The sequence below is a fragment of the Burkholderia sp. Se-20373 genome, assembly GCF_017104705.1.
Lineage (GTDB): Bacteria > Pseudomonadota > Gammaproteobacteria > Burkholderiales > Burkholderiaceae > Burkholderia.
On sequence record NZ_JAAGPH010000230.1, the window covers coordinates 1 to 7,488 of the forward strand.

8 protein-coding genes and 1 pseudogene are annotated in these 7,488 nt (G+C 68.1%); 3 read left to right on the forward strand and 6 right to left on the reverse strand.

Going from position 1 to position 7,488, the window contains the following annotated elements; genetic code table 11:
• From G3N96_RS36495 to G3N96_RS36515, 5 genes and pseudogenes are all read right to left on the reverse strand, one after another.
• Nucleotides 1-657 (reverse strand): YoaK family protein (locus G3N96_RS36495; RefSeq protein ID WP_206140218.1); only part of this gene is annotated, 657 nt, incomplete at its 3' end.
• Complete coding sequence (locus G3N96_RS36500; protein ID WP_206140220.1) at nucleotides 654-1,568, reverse strand: glyoxalase; 915 nt, start codon at nucleotides 1,566-1,568, stop codon at nucleotides 654-656. The genes G3N96_RS36495 and G3N96_RS36500, both read right to left, overlap by 4 nt.
• Before the next feature lie 40 nt (nucleotides 1,569-1,608).
• Nucleotides 1,609-2,056 (reverse strand): annotated as a pseudogene (locus G3N96_RS36505) (DoxX family protein).
• A gap of 1 nt (nucleotide 2,057) precedes the next feature.
• A complete protein-coding gene (locus G3N96_RS36510) occupies nucleotides 2,058-3,950 on the reverse strand; it encodes an amidohydrolase (RefSeq protein WP_206140222.1) in 1,893 nt (630 codons plus the stop codon).
• A gap of 18 nt (nucleotides 3,951-3,968) precedes the next feature.
• A complete protein-coding gene (locus G3N96_RS36515; protein ID WP_206140225.1) occupies nucleotides 3,969-4,136 on the reverse strand; it encodes a DUF1427 family protein in 168 nt (55 codons plus the stop codon).
• A 98-nt stretch (nucleotides 4,137-4,234) separates the two neighbouring features.
• Between G3N96_RS36515 and G3N96_RS36520 the strand changes: the two genes are divergently transcribed.
• Nucleotides 4,235-5,158: a LysR family transcriptional regulator gene (locus G3N96_RS36520; RefSeq protein ID WP_206140227.1), complete on the forward strand. Its 924-nt coding sequence runs from the start codon at nucleotides 4,235-4,237 to the stop codon at nucleotides 5,156-5,158.
• Nucleotides 5,159-5,224: 66 nt separating this feature from the next.
• On the opposite strand, the gene G3N96_RS36525 is transcribed toward G3N96_RS36520, so the two are convergent.
• Complete coding sequence (locus G3N96_RS36525; protein WP_069247732.1) at nucleotides 5,225-5,911, reverse strand: hydrolase; 687 nt, start codon at nucleotides 5,909-5,911, stop codon at nucleotides 5,225-5,227.
• A gap of 277 nt (nucleotides 5,912-6,188) precedes the next feature.
• Here G3N96_RS36525 and G3N96_RS36530 point away from each other — a divergent pair, with 277 nt between their 5' ends.
• Together G3N96_RS36530 and G3N96_RS36535 are read left to right on the forward strand one after the other, a co-directional pair.
• The gene (locus G3N96_RS36530) at nucleotides 6,189-6,449 is read left to right on the forward strand and encodes a XapX domain-containing protein (RefSeq protein WP_206140229.1); all 261 of its coding nucleotides are present in this window, start codon (nucleotides 6,189-6,191) and stop codon (nucleotides 6,447-6,449) included.
• A gap of 25 nt (nucleotides 6,450-6,474) precedes the next feature.
• Nucleotides 6,475-7,488 (forward strand): cation:proton antiporter (locus G3N96_RS36535; protein ID WP_206140231.1); only part of this gene is annotated, 1,014 nt, incomplete at its 3' end.

A 7,488-nucleotide genomic window follows, 5' to 3' on the forward strand; every position in this document is an offset into this window, starting at 1 on the left:
GGACAGGGCAAGCGTCGCGAGCGCGCCGGCCGGCGCGAGCGGCGCGAGGAGCCCGACGAAGCGGAACCCGAGCGCGCCGCATGCGGCGCGGAGCGCGAACGCGACGATCGCCGGCAGCATCTTGCCGAAGCGCGCCCGTGCCGCCGCGCGCGCGGCATCGGCGGTGCCGGCCGACAGCAGGTCGACCGCGTCGAGGATCGCCTGCGTCACGTTGCCGGTCATCACCGTGTTCGGCACGCCGCCGGCGCGCGCGATCACGCGCGGATGCGCGTTCTGCACGCCCATCGCGAACGTGCCGACGATGCCGGCCACGAGCGCCGGCAGGCTGTCGGGCTGCGTGACGGGCGTCGCCCATACGCCAGCCGCGCAGAAGCCGAGCAGCAGCACGGCCTGCACCGCATGCAGCATGCGCGTGCCCTGCCACGCGGGCCGCCCGGACATCGCCCGCGCGATCAGGCTGCTCGCGATCACGCCGCAGACGAACGCGGGAAACACGCTGAGCTTCAGCACGATGCCCTGGCCGAAGCCCGCGATGCCCGCGCCGATCAGCACGAAGTTGCCCGTCACGTGCGCGGTGAACAGCCCGAACAGCGCGACGAAACTCAGCGTGTCGACGAAGCCGGCCACCGCGGCAAGGATCGTATCTTCGTGCTTCATCGCGCGGCGCTCGCGTGGATTTCGGCGACGTAGCCGCCCGGGAACTGCACGAGCGCCGCGTCGCGGCCGTCCGACGTGAACGGCGGCACGAGCACGGTCACGCCGGCTGCCTTGGCCTTCTCCAGCGTCGCAGCGAGATCGTGCACTTCGTAGCCGGTCATCTCGCGACCGAACGGATACGGCAGGTGGCCGTCGGTCACGAGCACGGTCATCTTGCCGAAGCCCGATTCGATGCGGATGCGGCGATACGTGTCGTTCGGCCGGCCGATCTCGATGCCCGGCGCCTTGAGGGTGTCGGACACCACCCTGCCGTTCGAGAACTTCACGAAATCGTGCACCAGCTTGCGCACGCTTTCCGGCGACACGTACACGCGGTTCTCGGGCACCGTCTCCAGCGCGTCGTAGCGCGGCGCTTCGGTATGCCAATAGAGTTGCATGTTCAGGCCGCCGGCCCACCGGATGATCGCGTCGCGGCCGATCGGATCGGGGAACGTGTCGACGATCACGTCCGCACCGTGCGCGCGCGCCGTCTTCATTGCGACGTCCATGTCGGTGACGAGATAACCGGTGCGCTCCGCGCAAAACGGATACGGGATCGGCGTCTTGAAGCCGAACACCGACACGGTGCCGACCGGCGTGAGTACGAGCTGCGACATTGTCTGGCTCGGCGTGGGCGTGACCTGGAACACGCCCTGCTTCGACTTCTTGCCGCCGAACGTCGCGACGAAGCTGTCGGTGAAGCGTTCGAAGTCTTCCGGCGCCACGCACACGTGCGTCGTGTCGTATTGCGGACCGACGGCCACCGTCGGCGTGGCCGCCGGCGGCACCGGCGGTTTCGCGAACGACGCCGGCGCCGCGACGCAGCCGGCCGCGATCGTCAGTGCGCACAGCGCGGATCGAATGGTCATCATGATCAGGTTTCCTTGTTGTGTCATCGAATGGTGCAACCGGTCACGCGCGGACATTGCCGTCCACGCGCTTCGCATCGGCGAGCAGCGTCGCGAGCACGAGTGCGGCGATCAGCCCGAGATGCTCGAAAAAAGCTGTTGAGCGCGATGAAATGCTCGGCGCCCGTACGGTTCCAGAAATCGTTGGCCACCCCCATCGCAACCAGCGTCAGCATACCGAGGCTGCCCGCGCCGAGCCACGTGAAGCGGCCCAGCACGACGCACAGCGAACCGGCGATCTCGACTGCGATCGCGAGCGCCGCCCACAGCGCGGCCGGCTGCAGCCCGAAATGCGCCTGCTCGGCGACCGCGCCATCGAAGTCCAGCGCCTTCGCGACACCGCCGATCAGGTACGCGGACACCAGCGCCAGCCGCGCGAGCGGGAGGATCCACGGCTGCGCGAGCAGCGCGCGGACCCGCGCCGGGTTGATCGAACCCACAGGCGTTGCCATCTCAGACCGCCCAGCACGAACAGCCGAACGCGCCCCAGAAGCCCTTCGCGTCCGACGTCGGCAACGCGCGGCTCCACGCGTTCGCGTGTGCATGGCCGTGCAGGCCGCACGCGCTTGCGCAACCGCACTGCGCGGCGGCCGCCGCGGCCCGCTGCAGCGGCGCGCCGTTGCGCTGCGTCGCGCCCCAGCCGCCATAACCGCCGTACTCGCGCACCGGCGACCAATCGGGCATCGCGGGCGGAATCGGCGCATCGTGAGACGCGAACGGCCCCGCCCCCCACACGATCCGGCCGCCGACCACCGTCAGCAGTGCAGTCGTATCGACGATATCGTCCTCCGCGCACGTGAAGAAATCGCGATCCGGGACCATCAGGTCGGCGAGCTGGCCCACCGCGATGCGCCCTTTCTTGCCTTCCTCGTTCGAAAACCACGTCACATACTCGGTCCACATGCGCAGGGCCGTCTCCCGATCGAGCAGGTTGCGCTGCGGGTACATCCGCATCCCGCCGACCGTCTTGCCCGTCACCAGCCACGCGAGCGACACCCACGGGTTGTACGACGCCACCCGCGTCGCGTCGGTGCCGGCCGACACCTTGAGCCCCTTCTCGAGCATCTTCGCGACCGGCGGCGTCGCCTCGGCCGCTTGCGCACCGTAACGCTCGACGAAGTATTCGCCCTGGTACGCCATCCGGTGCTGCACCGCGATGCCGCCGCCGAGCGCGGCAATGCGGTCCATCGAGCGTTCCGAGATCGTTTCCGCGTGATCGAAGAACCAGTTCAGCCCGTCGAGCGGAATGTCCTCGTCGACCTTCTCGAACACGTCGAGCGCGCGGCTGATCGTTTCATCGTAGGTCGCATGCATGCGCCACGGCCAGCGGTTCTGCGCGAGCACGCGCACGACACCTTCGAGATCGTCCTCCATCTGCGCCGGCAGGTCCGGGCGCGCGACGCGGAAATCCTCGAAATCGGCGGCCGAAAACACCAGCATCTCGCCCGCGCCGTTGTGGCGGAAGTAGTCGGTGCCGTCGTGATACTTGACGCTCTTCGTCCAGTTCACGAAGTCTTCCTTCTCCGCGTTCGGCTTCTGCGTGAACAGGTTGTAGGCGATCCGGATCGTCATCTCGCCCGAGTCGTGCAGCTTGCGGATCACCTCGTAGTCGTCGGGATAATTCTGCGAGCCGCCGCCCGCGTCGATCACGCCCGTCACGCCGAGCCGGTTCAGCTCACGCATGAAATGGCGCGTCGAATTGTACTGATACTCGAACGGCAGCTTCGGGCCCCTCGCGAGCGTCGCGTAGAGGATCGTCGCGTTCGGGTTCGCAAGCAGCAGGCCGGTCGGATTGCCGGCGGCATCGCGAACGATGGTCCCGCCCGGCGGCTCCGGCGTGTCCTTCGTGTAGCCGACCACCCGCAGCGCGGCCGCGTTCAGCAGCGCGCGGTCGTACAGGTGCAGGATGAACACGGGCGTATCGGGCGCGACCGCATTGAGTTCGTCGATCGTCGGCAGGCGCTTCTCGACGAACTGGTGTTCGGTGAAGCCGCCGACCACGCGCACCCATTGCGGCGCAGGCGTGATCGCGACCTGGTGCTTCAGCATCTCCATCGCGACCGCGAGCGAACGCACGCCATCCCAGCGCAGCTCGAGGTTGTAGTTCAGGCCGCCGCGAATCACGTGCGTGTGGTTGTCGATCAGGCCGGGCAGCACGCCGCGGCAATCGAGATCGACGACCTTCGTCGCGCGGCCCGCGAGCGGCATCACGTCCGCGTCGGCGCCGACCGCGACGAAGCGGCCGTCCTTGATCGCCACGGCGGTGGCGACGGGGTTCGCACGATCGAGCGTCGTGATGCGCCCGTTGTGCAGGATGAGATCGGGTTGAGTAGCGGTTGCGCTCATGAAGTGTCCTCGATGCGGTCAGAAGCCGAGCCAGTGACGGACCGGCGCGATGGCCTGTACGCCGATCAGCATGCCGGCCAGGCCGACCAGCGCGATCAGCGGCGGTGCCGGCGAACGCACCTTGATCACGCTGTACACGATGCCGATCAGCACGCCGGCGCCCAACGAAAGTAGATAAGATTCCATAACGATTTTTCTCCCGGCCGGATTAGAATTCCCTGCATCGCACGCCCGCTTTCGCGGTGCGCTGCATCCGTTCCGCTTCCCTGCCCTGTATCCCGACCATGCAACACCTTCCTGATCTCGAAGCCTGGGCCATCTTTGCGCGCGTCGCGGAGACGGGCTCGTTCGCGAAAGCCGCCGACCTGCTCGGCGTCACGCAGCCGACGGTGTCGAAGGCCGTCGCACGCCTCGAAAAACGCCTCGGCGCGATGCTGCTGTACCGCACGTCGCGCAAGCTGTCGCTCACGCCGACCGGCGAACTGCTGCGCGACCGCGCGATCCGGCTGCTCGCCGATGCGGAACTGATCGAGAGCGAGGCGTCCGCGCAGGCGCTCGAACCGCACGGCCTCGTGCGCGTGAATGCGCCGATGTCGTTCGGGGTGCGCCACCTGTCGCCGGTGCTGCCCGCGTTTCTCGAACGCTATCCGCGGGTCGACGTCGACCTCGTGCTCACCGATCACCTCGTCGACATCGTGTCCGGCGGCTTCGACGTCGCGATCCGCATCGCCGAGCTGAGCGATTCGTCGCTGCGCTCGCGCCGGCTGTGCGCGGTGCGCCGGCCGCTCGTCGCGGCGCCCGCGTACCTCGACCGGCACGGCCGCCCCGCGCACCCGCGCGACATCGAACAGCACGTGTGCCTCACCTACACGAACCTGCCGACACCCGAACACTGGCGCTTCCGCCACCCGGCATCGGGCGACGAGGTCGGCGTCTCCGTGCACGGCCGCATTCGCACCAACAATGCGGACGTGATCGTCCCCGCGCTCGTCGCCGGTCATGGCCTTGCCCTTCAGCCCGAGTTCCTGGTGTGGGAAGCGATGCAGCGCGGCGAGCTCGAGGAAGTGATGTCGGACTGGAAGATCGCCGACATCAACGTCAACCTCGTCACGCCGCCCGGCATGCTGCGCGCCGCGCGCGTGACGGTGCTGCTCGACTTCCTCGCGGATCACTTCGCGCACGCGCCGTGGGCGCTGCCGGCAACCTGAGCGGGCGGCGGCCGGCGACAGCGGATCGCCGCGGCCGGCCGTCGCCACGATCGCGGCCGGTGTCCGTTACTTCGCCGGTACTGCCGCGAGCGACTCGTGCGGCGTGGCGGTGCGTTGCGCGGCCTTGTGAACCATCGTGTACGCGTAGTCGACGCCCATCCCGTACGCACCCGAGTGCTCCTTCGCGATCGCCATCACCGCGTCGTAGCTGTCGCGGCGTGCCCAGTCGCGCTGCCATTCGAGCAAAACCTGCTGCCACGTGACGGGCACGACACCGGCCTGCACCATCCGCTGCATCGCGAAGTCGTGCGCGGCCTGCGACGTGCCGCCCGATGCGTCGGCCACCATGTAGATCTCGTAGTCGCCTTCGAGCATCGCGCACAGGGCGAACGTGGTATTGCAGACCTCCGTCCAGAGACCCGACACCACCACCTTCTTGCGGCCATTCGCGGCGAGCGCGTCGCGCACCTTCTGGTCGTCCCACGAATTCATCGACGTGCGTTCCAGCGTCTTCTGGTTCGGGAACACGTCGAGCAGCTCGGGGAAGGTATGGCCGGAGAAGGCTTCGGTCTCCACCGTCGTGATGGTGGTCGGCACGTTGAACGCCTTGGCGGCCTTCGCGAGCCCGACGACGTTGTTCTTCAGCGTCTGGCGATCGATCGACTGCACGCCGAATGCCATTTGCGGCTGCTGGTCGATGAAGATCAGCTGGCTGTTCTGCGGCGTCAGTACTTCAAGTTTCGGATTGCTCATGGCGCAAGGTGTCCTGTGAACGAGAAAAGGGGGGCCTGCCTCGACCGTCAAAACGGGAGGAGCCGGCGGAGGTACGTCAGCGCCGGATCGTCATCCGGGCCGCAATATTTAAGCCGCAAACGCGCGGCGCGAACACCCGAGAAACGGAATCGATCCGATTCCTGAATCGATGCCTGTTCCGGCCCGCACGCCCTTTTTTTCTTCACGCAAACCCGATACCCTTTCGAATTCTTGACGGCGCACACCGCGCCATTCGTCTGCCATCACGGGGCCCGCCATGAAACCGTATTTCCTGTCGCTGCTCGCCGGCATCCTCGCCGGTGTCATCTACGGCGCGCTTGGCGTGAACTCGCCGGCGCCGCCGATCATCGCGCTCACCGGCCTGCTCGGCATGCTGGCCGGCGAACAGATCCTGCCCGTCGCGCGCCGGATGTTCGCGGGTCATCGCCTGAACACCGCATGGCGCGACGCGCGGTGCAGCCAGCACATGTTCGGCGCGCTGCCCGGCGGCACCCCGAACGACCGCAAGCCATCGTGACGCAATCGTTCAGCACCGGCCACGCATGACCAACGTCGAACTGTTTCATTACCTGCTGCTGTTGATCTGCGGGGCAGGCGCACTCACGTGGCTCGCCGAACGGATTTCGATTCCGCCGGCCGTCGTATTGCTGCTCGGCGGCTGTGTCGTCGCGGTCGCCGGCAAGCGCGTGCCCGACATGGACCCGGCGCTGCTGCTCGCGGCCGTGCTGCCGCCGCTGCTGATGTCGAGCGGGTTCTACACCGCGTGGAAGGAATTCCGCCAGGAGCTTGCGTCGATCGCATCGCTCGCGCTCGGCGCGGTGGTGTTCACGACCGTCGCGGTCGCGCTCGCCGTGCATGCGGTGAACCCGGCGCTGCCATGGGCCGCCTGCTTCACGCTCGGCGCGATCGTGTCGCCGCCCGATGCGGTCGCCGCGAAGGCGATCCTGCAGCGCCATCCGCTGCCCGCGCGGCTCGTCGCGGTGCTCGAAGGCGAAAGCCTCGTCAACGATGCGTCGGGCCTGCTGCTGTACCAGATGGCCGTGTCGGCCGCGCTCGCCGTGTCGATCACGGCCGCGAGCGCCACCGGCCTGTTCTTTTCGCTCACGCTGATCGGCATCGCGGTCGGCCTCGCGTGCGGCCATGCGATGAGCTGGGTGCTGCCGCGCCTGCGCGACCCGATGCTCGGCATCGTCGTGACCTTCGCGATGGCGTGGGGCAGCTACGGGATCGCGGAAGCCGTCGACGGCTCGGGCGTGCTGTCGGTCGTCACCTGCGGCCTCGTGCTCGGCGTGCGCCAGCATCGCGTGTTCGACGCCGACATGCGGATCAAGGCGAAGGCGACCTGGGAAGCGATCGTGTTCGTGCTCGACGCGCTCGTGTTCATCCTGATCGGCCTCGCGCTGCACGCGATCCTCGCGCGCGTGAACCACGAAGGCGCGGTGCTGATGGCCGGCCTGCGCGTCGCGCTGCCCGCCACCGCCGCCGCGATCGCCGCGCGCATCGTCTGGGTGTTCGTCGCGATGTGGCTGCCGGGCCGCCTGCGCGCGCCGCGCGCC

What these genes read in the sequence shown, in the direction of transcription:
- G3N96_RS36500 (WP_206140220.1), bottom strand. Translation starts at nt 1,568, where the DNA reads ATGATGACCATTCGATCCGCGCTGTGCGCACTGACGATCGCGGCCGGC.
- G3N96_RS36510 (WP_206140222.1), bottom strand. Translation starts at nt 3,950, where the DNA reads ATGAGCGCAACCGCTACTCAACCCGATCTCATCCTGCACAACGGGCGC.
- G3N96_RS36515 (WP_206140225.1), bottom strand. Translation starts at nt 4,136, where the DNA reads ATGGAATCTTATCTACTTTCGTTGGGCGCCGGCGTGCTGATCGGCATC.
- G3N96_RS36520 (WP_206140227.1), top strand. Translation starts at nt 4,235, where the DNA reads ATGCAACACCTTCCTGATCTCGAAGCCTGGGCCATCTTTGCGCGCGTC.
- G3N96_RS36525 (WP_069247732.1), bottom strand. Translation starts at nt 5,911, where the DNA reads ATGAGCAATCCGAAACTTGAAGTACTGACGCCGCAGAACAGCCAGCTG.
- G3N96_RS36530 (WP_206140229.1), top strand. Translation starts at nt 6,189, where the DNA reads ATGAAACCGTATTTCCTGTCGCTGCTCGCCGGCATCCTCGCCGGTGTC.